Source organism: Paraburkholderia jirisanensis (assembly GCF_054782355.1).
In genome coordinates this window covers 85,621-104,938 of sequence record NZ_BAAGSQ010000012.1, presented here as the reverse complement: position 1 = coordinate 104,938, position 19,318 = coordinate 85,621, and the positions used below count along the sequence as shown (strand labels likewise).

Below are 19,318 nucleotides of genomic sequence, written 5' to 3'. Positions count from 1 at the left end.
ATGCCCCGCCCGACTGGTAAGAAATTCGACAAGCGTCGTCAGCAACAGAACCCGCTCTTCAAGCGCAAGAAGTTCTGCCGCTTCACGGCTGCCGGTGTCGATCAGATCGACTACAAAGACCTCGATACGCTGAAAGACTTCATCGGCGAAAACGGCAAGATCACGCCGGCGCGCCTGACGGGTACGAAGTCGCACTATCAACGCCAGCTGGACACGGCCATCAAGCGCGCGCGTTTCCTCGCGCTGATGCCGTACACCGACCAGCACAAGGCTTAACCCGACGGCGCCACAAGGAGCATCCAGATGCAAATCATTCTTCTCGAAAAAGTCGTCAACCTGGGTAACCTCGGGGATATCGTCAAGGTCAAGGATGGCTACGCCCGTAACTTCCTGATCCCGAACAAGCAGGCTCGCCGTGCAACGAAAGACGCAATCGCCGAATTCGAAGTGCGCCGCGCAGAGCTCGAAAAGGTCGCTGGCGAAAAGCTGGCTGCCGCTCAGGCACAAGGCGAAAAGCTGAACGGCATGACTGTTCAGATCGGCCAGAAGGCTGGCGTCGACGGCCGTCTGTTCGGCTCGGTGACCAACGGCGACATCGCCGAAGCACTGACCAAGCAAGGTTTCACGGTAGAAAAGGCGCAAGTGCGTCTGCCGGACGGTCCGCTGAAGATGGTCGGCGACCACGCGGTGCAGGTTTCGCTGCATACGGACGTGCTGGTCGACATCACGGTTGCGGTGCTGGGCGAGCACGTCTAAGCACGCTGCCAGGTGTGATGCAGTAAAAAGCGCAGTAAAAAAGTCGCCAGAGCCGTAGTTGGCGCGAGAGCAGGGGCCGGGAAACCGGCCCCTGCTTTTTTTATCTTCGCGCACGGGTCGCCGCGCTATCCCAGCAGGCCCGTTTGCCCGATAATCCCACCCCATGAACGCACCGTCGAAAGATCCGCAAATCGAGTCGCTGAAGGTTCCGCCGCATTCGATCGAGGCCGAGCAATCGGTGCTCGGCGGTCTGTTGCTCGACAACGCCGCATGGGACCGCATCGCCGACTTCCTGTCGCAAAGCGACTTCTACCGGTATGACCACCGGATTATCTACGAGCATATCGGCAGGTTGATCGCGGCCACGCGGCCGGCCGACGTGGTGACCGTGTTCGAGGCGATGACGACCTCGGGCAAGGCCGAAGAGGTCGGCGGGCTCGCGTATCTGAACGCGCTCGCGCAGAACACACCGAGCGCGGCGAACATCCGCCGTTATGCGGAAATCGTGCGCGACCGCGCGGTGCTGCGGCGCCTCGTGTCGGTGGCCGACGAAATCTCCGCCGACGCATTCAATCCGCAAGGCAAGGAAGTCCGGCAACTGCTCGACGAGGCCGAATCGAAGGTGTTCTCGATCGCCGAAGATGGCGCGCGCGGCACCCAGGGCTTCCTCGAAATCGGACCGCTTTTGACCCAGGTGGTTGAACGGATCGACACGCTGTATCACACCGCGAACCCGAGCGACGTGACCGGCACGCCGACTGGCTTCGTCGATCTCGACCGCATGACGTCGGGCATGCACGGCGGCGAACTGATCATCGTGGCAGGCCGCCCGTCGATGGGCAAGGCGCAGCCTCTCGATGCCCGCATCAAGACGCTGACCGGCTGGAAGCGGATGGGCGACCTCGCGGTCGGCGACGCGCTGGCCTCGGTCGATGGTGCTCCGTCGATGGTCACGGGGTGCTATCCGCAGGGCGAGCGCCAGGTGTATCGCATGAGTTTCTCCGACGGGCGTTCGGCCGAATGTTGCGACGAGCATCTGTGGAGCGTCCACTATCGCGAATGGCCGGCGCCACGCATTCTGAACACCGCTGAAATCCGCACGCTGCTGACGCGCGAACGCTACCGGAACCGCTTGTGGATCGACATGCCGACAGGCGATTTCGGTCATCAGGACGCATTGCCGGTCGACGCGTGGGTGCTGGGCGCGTTGCTTGGCGACGGCGCGTTGGGTGGCACCGCGGTGCGCTTCAGCGTCAAGGCCGACGAAACGCTGGAGCGCATGCGCACCCGCGTCGGGACCGAACTGGAGCTCGCGTGGGGCGATCAGTACGACTGGCGCATCAAGCGCCGAGAGGCGGAAGACGGAGTGGCTCGCCCGCCGGTCAATCCGCTCAAGCGTGCGCTCGAGCAACTGGGTTTGTGGGCGCGCACCAGTTACGACAAATTCATTCCGCGCGCTTACCTCGACGCGAGCAAAGCGGTGCGGCTCGACCTGCTGCGTGGTTTGCTCGATACCGATGGCTGGGTCGAATTGTGGGGCACGGTGCGCTACTCGACCGCCAGCCCTGAACTCGCGCGCGACGTGTGCGAACTGGTGCGGTCGCTGGGCGGCTGGTGCACGATTTCGACGAAGCAGGGGAATTTCACGCGCGATGGTGTACGCACGGCTGGCGCCACCGCGTATCAATGCACGATCAGCCATCCCGATCCACACAGCCTGTTCCTGTTCGAAGGCAAGCGCACGCGCGTGGCGGCGGGGCGCACGCGCCGCAAGCTGCCGGTCATCGCATCGATCGAGCCGACGCGGCACACGGCCACTCAGTGCATCTCGGTGTCGCACCCATCGCGCCTCTATATCACCGACGACTACGTGGTGACGCACAACACCGCGTTCTCGATGAACATCGGCGAATACGTGGCGGTCGAGTACGGCTTGCCGGTCGCGGTGTTCTCGATGGAAATGCCGGGCACACAGTTGACGATGCGTATGCTCGGCTCGGTCGGCCGGCTCGACCAGCACCGCATGCGTACCGGCCGCCTGACCGACGAAGACTGGCCGAAGCTCACGCACGCCGTGCAGAAAATGAGCGAAGCGCAGATCTTCATCGACGAAACCGGCGGCCTGAACCCAATGGAATTGCGCTCGCGCGCGCGGCGTCTGGCGCGGCAGTGCGGCAAGCTGGGCCTGATCATCGTCGACTACCTGCAGCTGATGAGCGGTTCGTCGTCGGGTGAAAACCGCGCGACTGAAATCTCCGAAATTTCACGTTCGTTGAAGAGCCTCGCGAAGGAACTTGACGTGCCGGTGATCGCGTTGTCGCAGTTGAACCGTGGTCTCGAACAGCGGCCGAACAAGCGTCCGATCATGTCGGATCTGCGCGAATCCGGCGCTATCGAGCAGGACGCCGACGTGATCCTGTTCATTTATCGCGACGAGGTCTACAACCCGGATAGCCCGGACAAGGGCACCGCCGAGATCATCATCGGCAAGCAGCGTAACGGTCCGATCGGGCCCGTTCGGCTCACGTTCATTGGTCAATTCACGAAGTTCGATAATTTTGCGGGCGCGCAGAATTTCTACGGCGGCGACTGACGCAACCCGCGCCGCGCTGGCGGCTTTACCCCGGAAGAGCCATAAAAGACGGTGCCGCCGCCAGCGGTCAACTGTACAATGTGGCGGTTTTGTGACAGCGGGCGTCACCGCCATCTTCCGGGGTTCCAATGTTTGGTCGTTTCATGCCCACCGAGGGCAAGTTCTTCGAAATCTTCAACGCCCACGCGCGGCACATGGTGTCGGCAAGCCATGAGCTCGAGCTGCTGATCGACAATCTCGCCGACGCCGAGATCCACAAGCAGAACGTGCAGATCGCCGAGAAGGCCGCCGACAAGCTGACCCACGAAACGATCGACCTGCTGCACAAGACTTTCATCACGCCGCTCGACCGCGACGAAATCCACAAGCTGATCACCACGATGGACGACATCCTCGACCTGATGGAGGACGTCGCCACCGCGATCTCGCTATACGACGTGCGCGCGGTGACATCGGAGGCGAGCCAGCTCGCGCACATCTGCACGGCGACCTGCGAGCGCGTGCAGGACGCGGTGGGCATGCTGTCCGATATGAAGCAGGCGCGCCTGATCCTGAAGGCCTGCGAAGAGATCGACCGGCTCGAATCCGAAGCGGACCGCGTGCTGCGTTCGGCGATGTCGAAGCTGTTTCGCGAAGAAGACGACGTGAAGACGCTGATCAAGCTGAAAGCGATCTACGAGCTGCTCGAAGCGGTCACCGACAAGTGCGAGGATGTGGCGAACATCATCGAAGGCATCGTGCTGGAAAACGCCTGATGCAGTCGGTACAACTCGCTATCTGGACCGTTGCTGCGCTGGTCGCCGTCGCGCTCGCGTTCGATTTCATGAATGGTTTTCACGACGCGGCCAATTCGATCGCCACGGTGGTTTCGACCGGCGTGCTGAAGCCGCAGCAGGCGGTGGCGTTTGCCGCGGCGTTCAACGTCATCGCGTATTTCATCTTTCATCTGAAGGTGGCCGAGACGGTCGGCCGGGGCACGATCGATCCGGGCATCGTCGACCATTACGTGGTGTTCGGGGCGCTGGTCGGCGCGATCGGCTGGAATGTGGTGACCTGGTACTACGGAATTCCGTCGAGCTCGTCGCATGCGTTGATCGGCGGGCTGGTCGGCGCCGCGCTCGCGAAGTCGGGTTGGACCGCGCTGAATCTGAGCGGGCTGCTGAAGACGGTCGCGTTTATTTTCATCTCGCCGCTGCTAGGCTTCGTGCTGGGTTCGTTTTTCATGCTGAGCGTGTCGTGGCTGTATTTCCGCACGCCACCGAGCAAGGTCGACCGGCGCTTCCGGCGGCTGCAGCTATTTTCGGCGGGGTTGTATAGCCTCGGGCACGGCGGCAACGATGCGCAGAAAACCATCGGCATCATCTGGATGCTGCTGATCGCGACCGGCTACGCGTCGTCCGCCGCGGATGCGCCGCCGATCTGGGTGATCGGCGCGTGCTATCTGTCGATGGGCCTGGGCACGCTGTTCGGCGGCTGGCGCATCGTGCGCACGATGGGGCAGAAAATCACCAAGCTAAAACCGGTCGGCGGTTTTTGCGCAGAAACTGGCGGCGCGATCACGCTGTTTCTTGCGTCGTGGCTCGGCATCCCGGTGTCGACCACGCATACGATTACCGGCGCGATCGTCGGTGTGGGCGCGACGCGCAAGCTGTCCGCGGTGCGCTGGGGTGTCGCGGGCAACATCGTGTGGGCGTGGCTGCTGACGATTCCGGCCTCGGCGCTGCTGGCGGCGGCTGGCTGGTGGGTGGGGCACCGCGTACTGTAGGGCGCGGCGCGGGCGTCGATTCAACCCGCGCCCCGCGCAGGCCCCTAGATCATCGGCGCGCTGACACCATCCATCGGAATGATCGCGCCAGACACATAGCTGGCGCGGCGGCTCGCGAGAAACAGCGCGACGTCGGCGATTTCCTCCGGTTTTGCAAAACGCCCGAGCGGCACCTTCGCTTCGCCGCGCTTGCGCGCTTCCTCGACATCGACGCCTTGCTGTGCCGCTTCCAGTGCAAGCGCCTCTTCGACGCGTTCGGTGAGCGTCGCGCCCGGGTTGATCGCGTTGATGCGGATGCCGTAGCGTGCGTGATAGTGCGCGAGACCCACCGTCGCCAGCATCAGCGCCGCATTCGCCGCGCCGCCCGCGATATGGATGTCGCTGGCGATCTTGCCGCCAGTGCCGATCACGTTGACGATCGTGCCCGGTTCGCGCGCCTCGCCTGACTTCACACGCGCCACCATCCGGCGCAGCACTTCCTGCTGCGGATAGATGTACGGGAAGTACTTCGCTTCCATGGTCGCCTTGAACGCATCGGCGTCGAGCAGTTCCGGGTCGTAGCGGCGCGCGGCGCCGGCGCTGTTCACCAGCACGTCGATCGGGCCGAGCGCCTGGGTTGCTTCCTCGACCACGTCAGCCGCGCTATGCGGATCGTGCAGGTCCGCGCGCGCCAGATGCACGTGCAGACCGGCGCTGGCCAGTTGCTCGCGGGCACGCGCCAGATTGGCCGGGTCGCGCGACACGATCGCGACTTTCGCGCCTTCCGCCGCGAACGCACGCGCACACGCGAGGCCGATACCTTTGCTGCCGCCCGTGATCAGAACGACCTTGTCCTTGAGTCCGAGATCCATCGTATTCACCCCGCCTGTCTTGAAATATCGGACAGACACGATAGCAGAGCCGCGGCGGACGCGGTGCGCCGCCGGATTCTGGCTTGCAGGCGTATGCGGTGGCTTGCGCGGGGCCTTCGGGCTGGGTTGTGCACTCAGTACCGACCGCTCGCGAAGCCGGCAATCGGGTCGTCGTTGGTTTGTGTCGGCGCGGGCATGCGTTGCGGCACAGTCGACGCCCGCATGATCTGCACGTTGCCTGCCGGACGTTGTTGCCACGCCGGGGCTGGCGCTGCCGACGGCGCGATTCCTTGCGCCTGTTGTGCCTGGCGCGCGGCGACCGCAGCCGGCGGAGCCGGCTCGTAGGCATCGGCGGCGGCGTCGATCGCGTCAGGCGCCACTGCGGGCTGAGGCTGTGCGGCGAGGCGCGTCGGCGCGATTGGCTGCTGTGCATAGCCTGCTGACGCGCCGTCCCGTGTCGGCGCGGCTGCAAGCGCGGCGCCTCCTCCGGTCTTGCCTGCGCCGGACGCGGCTTGCCCGGCGGTGACGACAGCGGGTGCCACCGCACCGGCGGCGCGCGCCTGCGATTGCGCCGCGCTCAGCGCCGGTGGTGGCGGTTCGAACTGATCGGCCGCGGCCGCGTTTGTTGAAGCGCTGCCGGCGGCGGCGTAAGCGGCTGTCGCTGCGCCGGAATTCGCTGCGCCCGGAGCCGCCGCACCTTCACGCGTCACACCTTCACGGGGCACACTTGCACCGGTCATACCTGCGCCGGCCACATTTGCACCGGCCACGTTCGCACTCGCCACGCCTGGGCGGGCCGGCGCACCCGCGGCCACCATCGGACTGCCAGTTGCACCTGTAGCACCGCCGGTTGCACCCACCGGCATACGCGACCCCGTATCTGCGGCCTCGCGCTGTGCCGTTAGCGGTCCACGCTCACCGGCCACACGCTGAGCCATCGCGGCCGTAGACGTCCCGGCTGGCGCGCCTGTCGTTGTCTGCCCAACGCCAACCGCCGTCGCCCCAACCGCGACGTCGACATCAGCCGGCGGCGGCGCCGCCGCATCGTAAGTCGGCGCCTCGAATGGCGTTGGTTTCGGCGGCGCGAGCGGCGGCGCGACGCGCCGGATGCCGTCAAAGCGCTTGGCCCAGTAAGGATTGGTCAGATAGTCGAGCCGCACCGTGCCGCCCGTCGACGGCGCATTGACGAAGCGCAGCTTGCCGACGTAAATACCGACGTGCGAATGCGGCCGGCCGGTGGTGTTGAAAAAAATCAGATCGCCGGCCGCGATTTCATCGGGCTCGATCGCTGTGCCGCGCGAGCTCATATCGGCGGTGGTGCGGGGCAGGTTGACGGTCGCGGCGCGCTGCACCACGTAGTGCACCAGCCCGCTGCAGTCGAAGCCGCTATCCGGCGTATTGCCGCCCCAGCGATACGGCACGCCGACGAGGCTCATGGCCTGAATCGAGATTTCTTCGCGGCCCACGCTATGGTCGACGAAATCCGGGAAGCCCGGCGGCGGGCGGAAGGTGCGGGCGGTGGTGCTCGCCGCCGCGTTGCCCGAGCTGCTACGCACCGTCTTTTGCGGCGCGCTGGAGCAGGCCGCGAGCAGCACAGCGAGCGACAGCGTGACGAGCGTCAGAAACGACGATCGACGTGACGAACAGCCGGACGATGAGCGGGGCGAAAACCGGGCCGAAAACCCGGCGGCCAACCCGAGCGACGAAAATGCGGAACGGCGCATAAAAGGCTAGGACGAGCGCCAAGCTCGCCCGAAGCGGACGATGCCTGATAGTAGGCCTGCCGGCGTGGCTTGGGCAAGCGAACTTGATCAATTACTTGAGGTTTACGCGCTAACTGTTGTTATTTTTTGTGAGATTTCGCGCGATAGTGCGCGTTTGTCCAGCGGCCCGAACGCGGCGTCAAACCGTGCGAAACCACCCGTAACACGACGTAAAAAGGCCGCTTCCGGCAAACCGGAAGCGGCCTTTGAGATACCGCTAAATCCGCGCGCTAGCGATCAAGCCGCCAACCCGACAGAAGTCTCAGAACGCTACAGAATCTCCGACGCGTAATCCGCCAGCCGCGAGCGCTCGCCACGCGCCAGCGTCACATGTCCGCTATGCGCCCAGCCCTTGAAGCGGTCGACCACATACGTGAGCCCCGAACTGCCTTCGGTCAGATACGGCGTATCGATCTGCGCGATATTGCCCAGACAGATGATCTTGGTACCCGGGCCTGCGCGCGTCACCAGCGTCTTCATCTGCTTGGGCGTCAGGTTCTGCGCCTCGTCGATGATCAGGTACTTGTCGACAAAGGTCCGTCCGCGCATGAAGTTCATGCTCTTGATCTTCAGCCGCGAGCGGATCAGCTCCTGGGTCGCAGCGCGACCCCATTCGCCGGCCGCGTCATCGGTCTTCTGCAGCACCTCGAGGTTGTCGTCGAATGCACCCATCCACGGCTGCATCTTTTCCTCTTCGGTACCGGGCAGAAAGCCGATGTCTTCGCCCACCGGCACGGTCGCGCGCGTCACGATGATCTCGTTGTAACGCTTGTCGTCGAGCACTTGCGCAAGACCTGCCGCGAGCGCGACCAGCGTCTTGCCGGTACCCGCCTGGCCAAGCAGCGTGACGAAGTCGATCTCCGGGTTCATCAGCAGGTTCAGCGCGAAGTTCTGTTCGCGGTTGCGCGCGGTGATGCCCCACACGTTGTTCTTGTGGTGGCCGTAATCGCGCAACGTCTGCAGCAATGCGGTCTTGCCGTTGATCTCGCGCACGATCGCGTGAAACACCGGCTCGCCGTTTTGCGGCTCCAGATAGACGAACTCGTTGACCAGCATCGATCCGCACAGCGGCCCGGTCACGCGGTAGTAGGTGGTGCCGGTCTTGGTGTCCTGCCAGCTTTCCATGCCCTTCGCGTGGCGGGTCCAGAAGTCCTGCGGCAGCGCGCGAATGCCCGAGTACAGCAGGTCCTTGTCTTCCAGAACCTGGTCGTTGAAGTAATCTTCCGCGGGCAGGCCGAGCGCGTGCGCCTTGATCCGCATGTTGATGTCTTTCGACACCAGCACGACCTGACGGTCCGCGCGGTCGCGCTGCAGCGCGCGCACCACGCCGAGGATCTGGTTGTCCGCCTTGCCCTGCGGCAGGCCTTCGACCGGCTCGATATCGGTCAGCTTGGTCTGGAAGTACAGATGCCCCGACGCCTCGCGGCTGCCCAGACGCGACAGCGCAATGCCCTCGCTCATCGGGCCGGCGTTGGCCACCAGCGCGTCGAGCGTGCGGCTCACCTGGCGCGCGTTACGGGCGACTTCCGACATGCCCTTTTTGTGGTTGTCGAGTTCTTCCAACGTCATCATCGGCAGATAGACGTCGTGCTCCTCGAAGCGGAACAGGCAGGTCGGATCGTGCATCAGCACGTTGGTGTCGAGCACGAACAGCTTGCGCACTTCGACCGCGGCGCCGCGCGTGTCGCGCGACTTCGTGGTGCCGGCGGGACTGCCGGCACGTGTCGCGGTGGCCGCAGGCGCTTGTGCTTCGCTCGCGGCCGGCGCTTTGCCGCGCCGCGCGACGGCGGGTGGGGCGGCTTCGGCCTGAGCGCCGCCTGCGCTTGCTTGCTGCGGCGGAATCGGCAACAGCAGCGCGGCGGTCTGCTTCGTCTTGCGGCCTTTGGCCGGCGCGACGGGGGCGACCGCAGGCGCGTCGATTCCCGACGACTGCGCGGCGGCAACCGGCACCGAGCGCAGCGTCGTAGCGGCATTGGCCGCGTCGGTCATCGGCAGGGCGACACTGGCGCGCCCGAGTTCGGGCGACTCTGCTTGCTCCCCTTCGTGGGCCTGTTTTCGGGCGGGCCGTGCCGGCTGGGCTTTGGCCTTGTATTCGTCAGGCGGCAACAGACTGCCGAGCTTGCTGGGCGGAGTAGGCAAAGGCATAGTTTCCCTCGAAGGAATCGGGTCATATCGTGCGCCGCCTGTCGCATCCTGGACGTGCCCATGTTGCGCACGCAGTTTGCGTCCGGAGGCGCGCCTGGGTTTAGTGATGCCGGTTCGCCTGTTTTTCGATCGGCTCCTTGACGAAAGCACGCCGGGTGTTGCCTGCACGCCGGCGCGCAATGAAAAAAGCCGCCGCCCCGTGGTACGGAGCAAGCGGCTCAGCTGGATTCGTCGCATTGCGCCTGACAGGCCTCGCAGACCTTTCAGCCCTCACGTTGATGTCCGGAAGATGACGAACGTGATCAGCGCAACTGCGGAAAAAGTAGGGTAAACAGGCACTCATTGCGGCCCAATATAACGCGCCTCACAGCGCTTGTACAGCTTCCAGAATCTCATCGACGTGGCCCGGCACTTTCACGCCGCGCCACTCGCGGCGCAGTACGCCGTCAGCGCCGATGACGAAGGTCGAACGTTCGATCCCACGTACTTCTTTGCCATACATTTTCTTCAGTTTCATGACGCCGAACAACGTACACAGCTGTTCATCCGGGTCCGATACCAGAGTAAACGGCAGTTCGAGTTTGGACTTGAAGTTTTCGTGCGAACGCACGCTATCGCGCGATACGCCGACGATATCCGCGCCGGCCTTCTGGAACTTCGGATACAGATCGCGAAACTGCAGACCTTCGGTCGTGCAGCCCGGCGTGTTGTCTTTCGGGTAGAAATACAGCACCACCTTTTTGCCGCGGAGACTGGACAGCGTGAAATCGCCGCCGGTAGCAGCGGCGGTGAAGTCGGGGACGGCTTGGTCGACTGCGATGGGCACGAGGTTCTCCGTTTGTTATGGTCGGGCAGAGCGGAACGCAGGCTGGCGCGTACGGTACGCTGCCTGCTGCATCACGCCTGTCCCGGCTCGAACTTTGATGCGGGGGGAGAGTCTGGCCGGCGCAGCGCGACGATCGGCGCGCTGCAAACCACAAGCCGCAAGCCGTCAGTCGGGCTGGACGATCAATTCGCCGGAACGGCCAGGAATTTCGCCCCATGCGACAGGGTACGATGGCAACGTGTCGCGGTCTAGCGCCGCGTGATAGTCGCCCATCGTCGCAAACGTATGGCCTTGCGCGCGCCAGCCATCAAGCAGTTGTTCGAAGATCGGTGCGAGCTTCTGGCCTTCGAGTTCCGCGTGCAGCGTGAAGACCTGGTCGTGCGGATTGTGCTCGGTCTGCTTCAGCAGCCATGCGGCCACGTTGTGCGTATCGATGCCGTCCACACCGAGCACTTCGTCGAGCGTCGGCAGGGTGGTAGGCATCTGCACGTGCTCGAGCGTCTTGCCGTTCACCACCGGGAAGTACGGCGTGTGACCACGGCCGTCGGACGCATAGCGCATGCCCCATGCGTCGATCTGTTCGAATGCGTGGCCGTTCATCTGCCAGCCCGCCGCGCCGTGGGTGACAGGCGGCGCACCGAACACGTCGATAAAGCGCGTGTAGCTCTTTTCCATTTGCGCCGCGGTCCACGCGTGTTCGCGTGTGCGTACGTTGTCCTGCCAGTACACGTGGTCCCACGTATGGATGCCGCATTCGAAGCCGGCTTCGTGAATCGCGCGCATGTCGGCGGCTGCGCGCAGGCCGATGTCGGGCCCCGGCAGCAGCACGCCGTACATCAGTTGACGGATGCCGTAATGCTCGACCACCGACGTGCGCGACACCTTCTTCAGAAAGCCCGGCCGCAGTACGCGGCGCATCGCCCAGCCGGTGTGGTCCGGGCCGAGACTGAACAGGAAGGTGGCGCGCGCCTTGAAGCGGTCGAACAGGCGTGCGAGATTCGGCACGCCTTCGCGGGTGCCGCGCAGCGTGTCGACGTCGATCTTGAGAACGATGCGAGCCAAGGAAGCGGGCCTTGCAGTTAAGCGATGAGCGGGCGGAACGAACGCGTGCGGGTTCGACTATTCGACCAGCGCGCGCGCCTCGGCCACGTGGCCGCGATACGCTTCGAAGATCTTGCGCAGCGCTTCGTCGAAGGTCGACTTCGGCGCCCAGCTCAGTTCCTGCATCGTGTTGTCGATCTTCGGCACGCGGTTCTGCACGTCCTGGTAGCCCGCACCGTAGTACGCGCCCGACGACGTCTCGACCAGCTGCACTTTCTTCGCGTTGTCGGCGTACTCGGGGAATTCGGCCGCGAGCGCCAGCATCTTGTGCGCGAGTTCGCGCACCGAGAAGTTGTTCTTCGGGTTGCCGATGTTGTAGATCTTGCCCGTCGCGATGCCGTTCGCGTTGTCGATGATCTTCATCAGCGCGCCGATGCCGTCGTCGATATCGGTGAACGCACGCTTTTGCGCGCCGCCGTCGACCAGACTGATGTTCTCGCCGCGCACGATGTGGCCAAGGAACTGCGTGACCACGCGCGAGCTGCCTTCCTTCGGCGTGTAGATCGAGTCGAGGCCCGGGCCGATCCAGTTGAACGGACGGAACAGCGTGAAGTTCAGGCCTTCCATGCCGTAGCCCCAGATCACGCGGTCCATCAGCTGCTTCGAGCACGCGTAGATCCAGCGCGGCTTGTTGATCGGGCCGTAGGTCAGCTCCGACGCATCCGGGTCGAATTCTTCGTCGTCGCACATGCCGTACACCTCGGACGTCGACGGAAACACCAGATGCTTTTTGTACTTGACCGCCGAACGCACGATCGGCAGGTTCGCCTCGAAATCGAGCTCGAACACGCGCAGCGGCTGCTGCACGTAGGTGGCGGGCGTGGCGATGGCCACCAGCGGCAGGATCACGTCGCACTTCTTCACGTGATACTCGACCCATTCCTTGTTGATCGTGATGTCGCCTTCGAAGAAGTGCATCCGCTCATGGTTCAGCAGGTCGCCGAGGCGCTCGGTCTGCATGTCCATCCCGAACACTTCCCAGTCGGTCGTTTCGAGAATGCGCTTGGACAGGTGATGGCCGATAAAGCCGTTCACGCCCAGAATCAGGACTTTTTTCATCTGTTACGGGAAGGTTGGGTGAGCCGCAAGAATTCGGCAGGAGTGACGGCGCGTTCGCCGCCGGGGCTGTTGTCAGCGCCGCTGTTGGCGCTGCCATTAGCGCCGTTACCAGCATGGCCGCCGGGCTGATGCCGCAGTTCGTGAATCGCGATGGCGCGGCCATCGCCGCACATCGCAAAAAAGGCATTATCGCTTACGTGCAGCCCCGCGGGCAAATTTGCGGCGGCTTGGCCTGCGAACTGGCCTGGTGGCGCGAGACGCGCCCGGGCGATCACGAAGCGTTCGCTGCGGGTGTCGGCGCCGGCGCCAACCTCGATATCGGTGAAGGCGCCCGGATACGGCGGCGCCACTGCGCGGATCAGGTTGTACACGCGTTGCGCGGGCTGCGTGAAGTCGAGCCGGCCGTCTTCCGGCTTGCGGCCGCCGAAATAGCTGCCGTGCGCGAGATCGTTCGGCAGATGCGGCGCTTCGCCCGCGAGCAGCGCGGGCAGCACACGCCACAGCGTTTGCTCGGCGGCCACCGTGACCTTGTCGAATACCTGCGCGGCGGTATCGTCGGGCAGGATCGGCACCGGCGTTTGCGCGAGGATCGCGCCGGCATCCGGTTTCGCGGCCATTTCATGCAGCGTGGCGCCGGTTTCCGTTTCGCCGTTCAGCACCGCCCAGTTGGTCGGCACACGGCCGCGGTACTTCGGCAGCAGCGAGCCGTGCATGTTGTACGCGCCGCGCGCGGCCAGCGCGAGCAGCTCGAGCGGCAGCATATGCCGGTAGTAGAACGAGAAAATGAAATCGGGCCGCGCGGCGCTTACCGCGGCACGCAATTGCGCGCTGGCCGGATCGGCCGGCGTGATGGTTTCGATGCCGTGTTCCGCGGCGACCTGCGCGACGCTGCCGAACCAGATGTTCTCGCTAGGGTTGTCTTCGTGCGTGACCACCAGCGCGACGTCGACGCCGCGCGCAAGAAGCACCTGCAGGCAGCGCACGCCAACGTTGTGATACGCGAATACGACGGCGCGCGGCTTCATCGGCTTGGCCCCTGGTCGACGATCGGCGCAGGCTGCACCGCCTGCACGACACTTTGCCGCGGTTGCGCCGCGACCGTTTCGCCGTCGCGTTCCTCGAGAATGGTTTGCACCAGATAACGCGGCCGCGCGCGCACCTGCTGGTAGATACGGCCGATGTATTCGCCCAGCAGCCCGAGCGCGAAGATGATCACGCCCAGCAGGAAGAACGTAATGGCGAACAGCGTGAACACGCCTTGCACTTCCGCGCCGATGATGAAGCGGCGAATCAGCAGCAGCACGAACAGGCCGGCGGAGCCCATCGACAGAATCACGCCGATGAACGACAGCCATTGCAGCGGCACCACCGAGAAGCCGGTGACGAGGTCGAAGTTCAGGCGAATCAGGCTGTACAGCGAATACTTCGATTCGCCGGCAAAGCGCTCTTCATGCGCGACTTCGATTTCGACCGGGTTTTGCGCGAACGTGTAGGCCAGTGCCGGAATAAACGTGTTGATCTCGCCGCAGCGATTGATCGTATCGACGATATGCCGGCTGTACGCGCGCAGCATGCAGCCCTGGTCGGTCATCTTGATGCGCGTGATGCGTTCGCGCAGCCGGTTCATCACCTGCGAGGCCTTGCGGCGCCACAGGCTGTCGCGCCGTTGCAGGCGGATCGTGCCGACGTAGTCGAAGCCTTCGCGCATCTTCGCGACCAGCTTGCCGATTTCTTCAGGCGGATTCTGCAGGTCGGCGTCGAGCGTGATCACGATGTCGCCGCGCGACTGCTCGAAGCCCGCGAGAATCGCCATGTGCTGGCCGTAATTGCCGTTCAGCAGGATCACGCGTGTGGTGTCGGGCCTGGCGCGGAACTGCGCGGCGAGCAGCGCGGGAGATTTGTCGCGGCTGCCGTCGTTGATGAAGATCACTTCGTAGGTCGCGTCGAGCGCGTCGAGCGCTGGGTACAGGCGCGCGAACAGCTCGCCCAACCCCGCCTCCTCGTTGTAGACCGGGATGATGATCGAGACTTCGGGCCGGGCCCGGCGGTGTTCCGTTTGGCTCATGTCCGCTTGTGTTCCGCTTGGTTTTCGCTGGGGTACTTGAGGTAGCTGGGTTGGCCGGTCAGTATCGCGAGCATGGTGTTTATCTAAGGCTTGAATCGGCTGCGGGCAGTTCAGTTCAGCGGCCGTGCTGCGCGCAGATTTCGTCGACCGCGCGGCACACGCGCGCGACGTCGTCTTCGCTCATCTGCGTAAAGAGCGGCAGCGTCACCGTGCTCGCGCCGAAGCGCTCCGCATGCGGGAACATGCCTTCCCTGAAGCCGCGCGCACGGTACAGCGAGAACAGATGAATCGCCGGATAGTGCACGCCCGAGCCGATGCCGCGCTCCTTCAGTGCGCCCATGAAGCCGGCGCGGTCGAGCGCCAGCCGCTCGAGCGGCAGCGTGATCTGGAACATATGCCAGTTGCTGTTTTCGAAGTCTGCCACCGGCAGGCCGACGCCGAGCTTGACCGCCGCGCCGCCTTCGAAGCCGGAGAAGTATGCGCGCGCCAGTTTCCTGCGCTGCGCGGTGAAGCCTTCGAGACGCGGCAACTGGCCGAGGCCGACGCGCGCTGCGACGTCGGTCAGGTTGTACTTGCCGCCGAGCAGGTCGCAATCCATGCCGTCGAAGCCGGTGCGCGTGATGCCCTGCAGCCGGTATTTCTGCGCGAGCAGTGCTTCGGCTTCGTCGTTGAGCACCAGTGCGCCGCCTTCGATCGACGTCAGGTTCTTGTTCGCGTGGAAGCTGAACGACACGATGTCGCCGAGCTTGCCGATGCGTTCGCCGCGCCACGTCGAGCCGAACGCCTGCGCGGCGTCTTCGATCACGCGCAGCTTGTGCGCGCGGGCGATCTCGTACAGCCGGTCCATGTCGACCGGCAGGCCGGCGAGGTAGACGGGGATCAATGCCTTGGTGCGCGGTGTGATGGCGCCCTCGAGCAGTTCGAGATCGATGTTGCGCGTGCGCGGGTCGATATCGACGAACACCGGCGTCGCGCCGGTTTCGAGAATCACGTTGGCGGTGGCGACCCACGATGCGGGCGTGGTGATCACTTCGTCGCCGGGGCCAACCCCGGCTATCCGCAGACCGATTTCAAGCGTCGCGGTGCCAGAATTGAAGGTGCGCACCGGGCGTCCGCCGCAGAACGCCGACAGCGCCGCTTCGAAGGCCTGGTTCTGCGGGCCGGTGGTGATCCAGCCGGAGCGCAGCACGTCGGCGACGCCGGCGATGGTCTCTTCGTCGATGTCGGGGCGCACGAACGGCAAAAACGGGACGGATGACTGGGTCATGAGTGCCTTGGTCGGTAGGGTGAGGCTAGCTGAATCCGCACAGCATACTTTTCATTAGCGTTACACGAGCCTGACGGCGAAGTCGATGCGGCGGGCCACGCAAGCGCTGCGCCTGCTGCATGGCTTCCCGGCGGCTCCAGGCGGCGGGCCGCAGCAGGCGCTAGCTGCGCGCCAGCACGTACACGCCGATCAGGATGATGCCGATGCCGACGAGCTTCTGCACCGACAGCGTCTCGCCGAACAGATACCACGCCGCGAACGCATTGACCACGTAGCCGAGCGACAGCATCGGATAGGCGATCGACACCTCGACGCGCGACAACCCGACGACCCATACGACGACGCTCACCACATAGCAGGCGAGGCCGCCGATGATCGGCAACTGCGTGGCCAGCCTGAAGCCGATGGGCAGGATGTTCGCACGGGTGAATTCGAAGTGTCCAACGGCATTGGTGCCGGCCTTGAGCAGCAGTTGCGCGCACGCGTTCAGCGTGACGCCGGCGAGGATGCAGAAGAAGGAAATCGGGTTCATCGAGGCTCGTGGTTGAAAGTCAGGGCTGCGCTTGCGACGCGGCGGGGGCGGGCGCTGCCGGGGCGGCGGGAGCGGGCGCTGTGGCTGGCGCGGCGGACGCCGCCGATCCCTCGGACCCCGCGGACGCCGCCGGCTGCGCGGCGGCGGGCTCGCTGGCGCTTGCCGCGGCCGCGGTGGTGCGTGCCCCTGGCGCATCTGCCGCCGCCGGTTCCGGCTTCTCGACGATCACGCGCCGCGCATCGCGCGCGATCACCTGCATCGGCACATGTTGCGCCGCGAGATCGTCGTAGCGGCCCACCGGGATCAGCGCGAGCGCATAGCGGTCGGCGTTCCAGCGCTTGACCCAATCGGCCACCGTCGGCACCCATTTCTGCGGTTCCGCATTGATGCCGAACGCGAGTTCGTCGGTCACTTCGACCATCGTCATCGTGTGGTGCACGTAGAACGGCATCGTGTGGTCGAGCACGCCGACCGAGTAGAACGGCGTGTCGGGCGGCAGTTTCGCGAGCGCCGCGCGCACCGCGGGCGCCAGCGGCGCGCCGGAACTGAGGCGTCCGAAGGTGTCATGGCCGGTACCCGCGATGGTGCCGAGCAGCAGCCAGCCGGCGCCGAACGCGAGCGCCGCGCCGAGCACGCCGGTGCGGCTCTTGCGGTTGATCCACAGCGCTGCGAGCGTCAGCACGAACGCGACGCCCAGCGCCGCGAACACCCAGCTGCGGAACTCGACGTACAGCGCATTCGGCGTGCGCGCGTCGCCGAAGCGGCTCAGAAAAATCGCACCGAACGCGGCGACCACGAGGAACACCGCATAGCCCGCCAGATGACGATGAAAGCGTTCCTTCGTGACGAGCGGCAGATACAGGCCGATCAGGAGCGCGAGGGCCGGCGCGATCGGCAGCGTGTACGACAGCAGCTTCGAATGCGACGCGCTGAAGAACAGAAAGATGAATCCGCTCCATACCAGCAGCATCAGCACCGGCGCGAAGCCGTTGGCCTGACGCGGCGTCTGCAGTGCGCGGCGCAAACTCTGCAGGATCACCGACAGCCACGGCAAAAATCCGACGATCAGCACCGGCACGAAGTAATAGAACGCGCCGGGGCGATTCTGCTCAGGCGTCAGATAACGCCGGAACTGCTGGACCACGAAAAAGAAATTGAAAAACTCAGGGTTGCGTTCCTGCACCAGCAGAAACCACGGCGTGACGATCGCAAAGAACACGATCAGGCCGCTCACCAGATACAGGCGCCGCCACAACGCCCAGTCGCGCGCGATCAGCGTGTACAGCACCAGCACCGCGCCTGGCAGGATCAATCCGACGAGGCCCTTGGACAGCACCGCGAGCGCCATCGCCCCCCAGCACACCCACATCCAGCCGCGCGCCGCGCCGCCGGGCAGATTCGGACGCTGCGCCAGCAGCAGCGCGCACAGCGACAACTCCATCCAGAACGACAGGCCCATGTCGAGCGTGTTGAAGTGGCCCATCAGATTCCAGTACGGCGAGACGGCGAGCACCAGCGCGGCGAACACGCCGGTCGCCGTATTGAATACGCGCGCCCCGGTGTAGCCGACCACCAGCACGCCGGCGAAGCCGGTCAGTGCGGTGTACAGGCGCGCCTGCCATTCGCCGAGGCCGAACCACGCGAAACTCAGCGCATTCGCCCAGGTTTGCAGCGGCGGCTTCTCGAAATATTTGTAGCCGTTGTAGCGCGGCGTGATCCAGTCGCCGGTGACGAACATTTCGCGCGCCATTTCGGCATAACGGCCTTCGTCGCTCGGCAGCAGATGGCGCCAGCCGAGCGGCACGAACCAGATCACGGCGAGCGCGATCAAGAGGAGCAGGACAGCAGTGCGATTGAGCGGTAGCCGGGACGGCGTATCGTTCATTGATTTCAACCTTTTTCGGTACCGCGGCGGCGGCATCATTTTTTGTGGGCGGCGCCGCGCCGGCGAGCGGCCGCGTGGCGGCGGGCAAGCCGGCGATCATGGGGCGGCGAGGCTTAAGCTGCCCTTAAGCTGACTTCACGTCGCCTTCAGGTTGCCCCTTGAGCTGACTTCAAGTTGCCTTTAAAGCGCGCCCTCGAGCGCCGTTGCGCGCTCCAATCGCGCAAACGCCGCGCAGTGTACTCGATCGGCGCGGCGCTGCCGATGCTTTGCGATGCTACGCCTCGATCAGCAGCGCCGCGGCGACCTTGCGGCCTTCGGCCATCAGGATGTTGTAGGTGCGGCAGGCGGCCTTGAAATCCATCGTTTCGACACCGATGCGCTGCGCCGCCAGCGCCGCGGTGAGGCGCGGATGCGGAAAACGCAGCCGTTCGCCGCTGCCGAAAATGACCACTTCGGGCGCGGGCTCGACCAGCAGCGCGAAATGCTCGGGGGCAAGGGCCTCGAACGACGACACCGGCCATGCGATGACCGGTGCCTCCGGCAGCACGATGATGCTGCCGGCGTGACGTTGGGCATTGATTTCGACGTAGTCGGCGCCGTAACCGGTCACGGTGTTCAGGGCGCCGCTTGAATCCTGGTGTAATTTCAAACTGGTGTTCCGTGGTGGTCGTGTAACATTGCGCCGCGCGCGGTGCTGGATGGCGCGGGCA

The 19,318-nt window shown here is 64.7% G+C and carries 17 protein-coding genes; 5 read left to right on the top strand and 12 right to left on the bottom strand.

Annotation, left to right across the window (positions count from 1 at the left end):
- From rpsR to ACYVNQ_RS07110, 5 genes are all read left to right on the top strand, one after another.
- Entirely contained in the window at positions 1–276 is a 276-nt protein-coding gene (gene rpsR, locus ACYVNQ_RS07130; protein WP_460901786.1) for a 30S ribosomal protein S18, read from the top strand.
- A gap of 27 nt (positions 277–303) precedes the next feature.
- The gene (gene rplI / locus ACYVNQ_RS07125) at positions 304–756 is read left to right on the top strand and encodes a 50S ribosomal protein L9 (RefSeq protein WP_460901785.1); all 453 of its coding nucleotides are present in this window, start codon (positions 304–306) and stop codon (positions 754–756) included.
- Positions 757–919: 163 nt separating this feature from the next.
- Entirely contained in the window at positions 920–3,349 is a 2,430-nt protein-coding gene (gene dnaB / locus ACYVNQ_RS07120) for a replicative DNA helicase (protein ID WP_460901784.1), read from the top strand.
- 128 nt (positions 3,350–3,477) lie between these two features.
- On the top strand, positions 3,478–4,104 hold the full coding sequence (locus ACYVNQ_RS07115; protein ID WP_460901783.1) for a DUF47 domain-containing protein: 627 nt from the start codon (positions 3,478–3,480) through the stop codon (positions 4,102–4,104).
- Entirely contained in the window at positions 4,104–5,114 is a 1,011-nt protein-coding gene (locus tag ACYVNQ_RS07110) for an inorganic phosphate transporter (protein WP_460901782.1), read from the top strand. The genes ACYVNQ_RS07115 and ACYVNQ_RS07110 overlap by 1 nt, the downstream gene beginning before the upstream one ends.
- Positions 5,115–5,158: 44 nt before the next feature.
- Here the strand turns inward: ACYVNQ_RS07110 and ACYVNQ_RS07105 are convergent, their stop codons facing one another.
- From ACYVNQ_RS07105 to ACYVNQ_RS07050, 12 genes are all read right to left on the bottom strand, one after another.
- Entirely contained in the window at positions 5,159–5,965 is an 807-nt protein-coding gene (locus tag ACYVNQ_RS07105; RefSeq protein ID WP_460901781.1) for an SDR family NAD(P)-dependent oxidoreductase, read from the bottom strand.
- Positions 5,966–6,099: 134 nt separating this feature from the next.
- A complete protein-coding gene (locus ACYVNQ_RS07100; RefSeq protein ID WP_460901780.1) occupies positions 6,100–7,689 on the bottom strand; it encodes a C40 family peptidase in 1,590 nt (529 codons plus the stop codon).
- A gap of 309 nt (positions 7,690–7,998) precedes the next feature.
- Positions 7,999–9,873: a PhoH family protein gene (locus ACYVNQ_RS07095; protein ID WP_460901779.1), complete on the bottom strand. Its 1,875-nt coding sequence runs from the start codon at positions 9,871–9,873 to the stop codon at positions 7,999–8,001.
- 364 nt (positions 9,874–10,237) lie between these two features.
- Positions 10,238–10,699, bottom strand: a complete 462-nt coding sequence (locus ACYVNQ_RS07090) for a peroxiredoxin (RefSeq protein WP_460901778.1) — start codon at positions 10,697–10,699, stop codon at positions 10,238–10,240.
- Between the two features lie 165 nt (positions 10,700–10,864).
- Positions 10,865–11,761 (bottom strand): polysaccharide deacetylase family protein, encoded by an 897-nt coding sequence (locus ACYVNQ_RS07085; protein WP_460901777.1) that lies wholly within the window; start codon positions 11,759–11,761, stop codon positions 10,865–10,867.
- A gap of 57 nt (positions 11,762–11,818) precedes the next feature.
- Entirely contained in the window at positions 11,819–12,859 is a 1,041-nt protein-coding gene (locus tag ACYVNQ_RS07080; RefSeq protein ID WP_460901776.1) for a bifunctional UDP-4-keto-pentose/UDP-xylose synthase, read from the bottom strand.
- Complete coding sequence (locus ACYVNQ_RS07075) at positions 12,856–13,884, bottom strand: formyltransferase (protein ID WP_460901775.1); 1,029 nt, start codon at positions 13,882–13,884, stop codon at positions 12,856–12,858. The genes ACYVNQ_RS07080 and ACYVNQ_RS07075 overlap by 4 nt, the downstream gene beginning before the upstream one ends.
- Complete coding sequence (locus ACYVNQ_RS07070; RefSeq protein ID WP_460901774.1) at positions 13,881–14,924, bottom strand: glycosyltransferase; 1,044 nt, start codon at positions 14,922–14,924, stop codon at positions 13,881–13,883. Before ACYVNQ_RS07070 ends, ACYVNQ_RS07075 begins: the two co-directional genes overlap by 4 nt.
- Before the next feature lie 115 nt (positions 14,925–15,039).
- Positions 15,040–16,191 carry a DegT/DnrJ/EryC1/StrS family aminotransferase gene (locus ACYVNQ_RS07065; RefSeq protein ID WP_460901773.1) on the bottom strand — a complete coding sequence of 384 codons (1,152 nt, stop codon included), beginning with the start codon at positions 16,189–16,191 and terminating at the stop codon, positions 15,040–15,042.
- A gap of 160 nt (positions 16,192–16,351) precedes the next feature.
- Entirely contained in the window at positions 16,352–16,723 is a 372-nt protein-coding gene (locus ACYVNQ_RS07060) for an SMR family transporter (RefSeq protein ID WP_460901772.1), read from the bottom strand.
- 19 nt (positions 16,724–16,742) lie between these two features.
- Positions 16,743–18,608, bottom strand: coding sequence for a glycosyltransferase family 39 protein (locus ACYVNQ_RS07055; protein ID WP_460901771.1), 1,866 nt, complete (start codon positions 18,606–18,608; stop codon positions 16,743–16,745).
- A gap of 274 nt (positions 18,609–18,882) precedes the next feature.
- Complete coding sequence (locus ACYVNQ_RS07050) at positions 18,883–19,257, bottom strand: Mth938-like domain-containing protein (protein ID WP_460901989.1); 375 nt, start codon at positions 19,255–19,257, stop codon at positions 18,883–18,885.
- Positions 19,258–19,318: the final 61 nt, after the last annotated feature.

Excerpts from the sequence above, each read along its gene's own strand:
- ACYVNQ_RS07115 (WP_460901783.1), top strand. The coding sequence starts at position 3,478 with ATGTTTGGTCGTTTCATGCCCACCGAGGGCAAGTTCTTCGAAATCTTC.
- ACYVNQ_RS07095 (WP_460901779.1), bottom strand. The coding sequence starts at position 9,873 with ATGCCTTTGCCTACTCCGCCCAGCAAGCTCGGCAGTCTGTTGCCGCCT.
- ACYVNQ_RS07100 (WP_460901780.1), bottom strand. The coding sequence starts at position 7,689 with ATGCGCCGTTCCGCATTTTCGTCGCTCGGGTTGGCCGCCGGGTTTTCG.
- ACYVNQ_RS07060 (WP_460901772.1), bottom strand. The coding sequence starts at position 16,723 with ATGAACCCGATTTCCTTCTTCTGCATCCTCGCCGGCGTCACGCTGAAC.
- ACYVNQ_RS07110 (WP_460901782.1), top strand. The coding sequence starts at position 4,104 with ATGCAGTCGGTACAACTCGCTATCTGGACCGTTGCTGCGCTGGTCGCC.
- ACYVNQ_RS07065 (WP_460901773.1), bottom strand. The coding sequence starts at position 16,191 with ATGACCCAGTCATCCGTCCCGTTTTTGCCGTTCGTGCGCCCCGACATC.
- ACYVNQ_RS07075 (WP_460901775.1), bottom strand. The coding sequence starts at position 13,884 with ATGAAGCCGCGCGCCGTCGTATTCGCGTATCACAACGTTGGCGTGCGC.
- rplI (WP_460901785.1), top strand. The coding sequence starts at position 304 with ATGCAAATCATTCTTCTCGAAAAAGTCGTCAACCTGGGTAACCTCGGG.
- ACYVNQ_RS07055 (WP_460901771.1), bottom strand. The coding sequence starts at position 18,608 with ATGAACGATACGCCGTCCCGGCTACCGCTCAATCGCACTGCTGTCCTG.
- ACYVNQ_RS07105 (WP_460901781.1), bottom strand. The coding sequence starts at position 5,965 with ATGGATCTCGGACTCAAGGACAAGGTCGTTCTGATCACGGGCGGCAGC.
- ACYVNQ_RS07080 (WP_460901776.1), bottom strand. The coding sequence starts at position 12,859 with ATGAAAAAAGTCCTGATTCTGGGCGTGAACGGCTTTATCGGCCATCAC.
- dnaB (WP_460901784.1), top strand. The coding sequence starts at position 920 with ATGAACGCACCGTCGAAAGATCCGCAAATCGAGTCGCTGAAGGTTCCG.
- ACYVNQ_RS07070 (WP_460901774.1), bottom strand. The coding sequence starts at position 14,924 with ATGAGCCAAACGGAACACCGCCGGGCCCGGCCCGAAGTCTCGATCATC.
- rpsR (WP_460901786.1), top strand. The coding sequence starts at position 1 with ATGCCCCGCCCGACTGGTAAGAAATTCGACAAGCGTCGTCAGCAACAG.